This window comes from Wolbachia endosymbiont of Drosophila leontia, from assembly GCF_028981785.1.
GTDB classification, from domain to species: Bacteria; Pseudomonadota; Alphaproteobacteria; order Rickettsiales; family Anaplasmataceae; genus Wolbachia; species Wolbachia pipientis.
Map to the genome: position 1 here is coordinate 1 of NZ_JAPQLK010000028.1, position 3,172 is coordinate 3,172.

At 35.6% G+C, this 3,172-nt stretch carries 3 protein-coding genes and 1 pseudogene; 1 reads left to right on the forward strand and 3 read right to left on the reverse strand.

From position 1 onward, the window contains the following. Window positions 1-451, forward strand: a pseudogene (locus OZD63_RS00880) (transposase); the annotation flags it as partial. Window positions 452-552: 101 nt separating this feature from the next. Here the strand turns inward: OZD63_RS00880 and ispG are convergent. From ispG to OZD63_RS00895, 3 genes are all read right to left on the reverse strand, one after another. Then, window positions 553-1,833 (reverse strand): flavodoxin-dependent (E)-4-hydroxy-3-methylbut-2-enyl-diphosphate synthase, encoded by a 1,281-nt coding sequence (ispG, locus tag OZD63_RS00885; protein ID WP_275007845.1) that lies wholly within the window; start codon window positions 1,831-1,833, stop codon window positions 553-555. Between the two features lie 16 nt (window positions 1,834-1,849). Next, a complete protein-coding gene (locus tag OZD63_RS00890) occupies window positions 1,850-2,470 on the reverse strand; it encodes a TRP75-related protein (RefSeq protein WP_065094679.1) in 621 nt (206 codons plus the stop codon). Between the two features lie 197 nt (window positions 2,471-2,667). Next, window positions 2,668-3,099: a hypothetical protein gene (locus OZD63_RS00895; protein WP_275007848.1), complete on the reverse strand. Its 432-nt coding sequence runs from the start codon at window positions 3,097-3,099 to the stop codon at window positions 2,668-2,670. Window positions 3,100-3,172 lie beyond the last annotated feature (73 nt).

Genomic DNA, 3,172 nt, shown 5'->3' on the forward strand with positions numbered 1-3,172 from the left:
TCTAAAAGAAATCAAAAATTGTTGAACTGGTATAACTAATGTTCCAGAAAATAAAATTAGTGCTGAGCAAGTATTAACGATTTACAGAGTAAGGTGGCAAATTGAGTTATTATTTAAATTGTATAAAAGCCATATCAGGCTTGATAAGTTAAAAGGAAAGCCATGCAGAGTATTATGTGAACTATATGCTAAATTGTGCGCAATTCTTATATTTCACGGCATAGTTGGTTGTACAGAAGTGAAAAAGAATACAGAACTTAGCTTAACAAAGGCATTTATTGAGCTAAAAAGGCGGGTTAGAGAGTTATTTTTAGTATTAACCAAAATTAATAGTTTAAAAGCATTTCTTAAAAAACTCACTATAACTTGGTCGCGATTTTCATTAAAAGACAAACGTAGAAGGGCTAGAGTATCCACTTTAACCTCTCTAAATTTGCTCACAATCTCTTAACTTGACGCGTATGCTTTTTTGAACATTCCCAACGAAAAAAGAAAAACAAGGTCTAATTTTCTTTTTTATTTGCGATTTACCTATTAATTAGCCGTGAAAGGTTACGTGTAATGCTTCTTCACATAATTATCAATAATTGCCTTAAATTCTTCAGAGACATTATCACCTTGTAAAGTTTTGAAATATTTGCCGTTTTTGTAGACTGCTGAAACAGGTTTTTCTCCATATCCAGGTAAGCTGATTCCCAAATTTGCGTGTTTGCTTTCTCCAGGGCCGTTTACTATGCACCCCATAACAGCAATGCTCATATGCTCTACACCTGGATTTTTTTTCTTCCACATCGGCATATGAGTTTTTATATAGCCATTCACTTCTTCAGTTAATATACGAAAACGATCGCTGCTCGTGCGCCCACAACCAGGACATGAATTAACCTGAGGGTTAAAGTATCGCAAGCCTATAGACTGCAATATTTCCTGACACACCGCCACTTCATTAGTACGCGATTCACCAGGACGTTGAGTCAAAGAAGCCCGTATGGTATCTCCAATGCCATTTTGCAATAAATAAGTAAGCCCCGCTGCGGTATTTACCACACCTTTATTGCCCATACCAGCCTCAGTTAAACCCAAATGCAGTGCATAATTGGAAGATTTTGCAAGTGCCGTATAAACTAAAATTAAATCTTGTACTTTGCTAACCTTACATGAAATGATTATTTTGTTTGAACTTAGACCAATTTCTTTAGCTTTTTTTGCACTATCAAGAGCAGACATTACAAGTGCTTTGCGCAGTATAACGTCCGAAGGCCTTGAATTACTAAGCAAAGAGTTTTCATCCATCAGTTTTTGTAAAAGGTATTTATCAAGACTACCCCAATTTACTCCAATTCTAACCGGAAGATCGTGCATTATTGCATACTCTATAACCCTTTCAAATTTCTCATCACGTTTGTTGCCAAAGCCTATATTGCCTGGATTGATTCTAATTTTACCCAGCATTTTGATGTTGTCCGGATAATCTTGAACTAATTTATCTAGCTCATATTGACCGCAGCCTACCAATATTTTACCGTCAAAACCTTCTTTATTTATCTCTTCTACTATATAAGGTATTGCCCCTGCTACCCCCTCTGAGTTCAAGGCAATTCGCACCAATTCTGAACCTGTACGCGCTAGTTCTGTTATCTCTTTTGCATAATGTTTTGCGCTACTTTTTATATTATCAGAATCTATATGCACACCAAGCGCCATAGATTGTACAACTACAGGATTATTTCCGCCTATCTTTACTTTTCCAACTTCTACAACATGAGTTTTGTGCCTGGACATTGGCGATAATTCACATGCATCGTCATTCAATATCAGGTCTGTATCTAGCATATTATTAATTGTGATACTATTTTACTGTGTCAGCTACGCTGCCAAACGAACTTGAACCATTCAAACTATAAGCATCTACGTTATCCAAATTAGCAATAGAATCATGTGAGCACGTTCTTCTTGAAGGAGTTTCTTTTATAGTGATATTTATAGGAGAAACTTTCTTTTCTCGTGTTGAAGTAACTTTCTTCCCTTCTTGTTGTTCACTTTCATGCTGCTTACTTTCATACTGAGAAACTGGCTCTTGATCTATAAATACAGCACCCTTTAAACGTGCGATATTAATACCATGCTGATTTATCATAGCGCTCTCTTCATCGTCGACTATGCACGCTTCCATGTCATTTGGCTCATTATCAAGACTAGCAATTTTTTTCTCTTTTAATTTTTTGATCAGATCTTCTTTATTTATAGCTCGATCTTGTGACTTTTTTTTCTTGAGCAATTCCCTACGCTTCTCATACAGTTTATATGACTCAGCAAAATCCTCATCTGTATGAAAGTTTGCACCACCAGGGTTACCAGGAGGTATGTATCTCTTACTGAGCTTAGATTTAGCTCCAGCACTATGCACAGTAAAAAAGCTAGAAACCAAAAACATTAATATAAACAAAACTTTAGAAAAAATCCTAAGCATATGGTGCTATAGTAAATATCGCGTTTTAAAAGATAGCAATTAACAAACTTTAAGTAAACCAGAATCTTTACTAACTTTACAATACAAATATTTTTCTAAAAAGTGATATGTTTGCTATCAAAAAAACCTACATAGGCTAAGAGAAGAGGAAGGTGTTACAAGTTGCGTAACACCTTTTCAAGAAAAGTGTTATGCAGCTATATGTTTGCAACTTTTAAGTTATTCTGTAGTTTTTCAGTACCATCGGTAGTATCTACATTATTAAGTTTTGCGTCTGGTGTATCTTTAGACAAGTTCTTTTCTTTCTCCCTTTCACACTTAACTCCCTGATAGATACAGAATGCAACAAAACTAGTTATCGCTATTACGGCAACAGCAGTGGCTATGGTACAAATTAGTAGTGTTTTTTCTTGATCTGCTACTGCCTCTGCAAGTGTTTCCACTTTTTTTTGCAGGCCGTTTAAGTGCTCTTGCATACCTTGAAACTGCTCAGTACCAATCTTGTCTTTTAATGCACTAAAAACTTTTTCAAACTGCTCAGCATCTATCTTTTGAGCTTCTTGCCATTCTTTTAATGCACCAAAAACTTTTTCAAACTGCTCAGCATCGATTTTTTGACTTTCTTGCAACTCTGTTAGAACCTGTTTAAAATCTTCGTAATAGGAGAGAAATGAAGGAAAGGACAATCATTTGCAAGCTGGT

Excerpts from the sequence above, each read along its gene's own strand:
- ispG (WP_275007845.1), bottom strand. The coding sequence starts at position 1,833 with ATGCTAGATACAGACCTGATATTGAATGACGATGCATGTGAATTATCG.
- OZD63_RS00890 (WP_065094679.1), bottom strand. The coding sequence starts at position 2,470 with ATGCTTAGGATTTTTTCTAAAGTTTTGTTTATATTAATGTTTTTGGTT.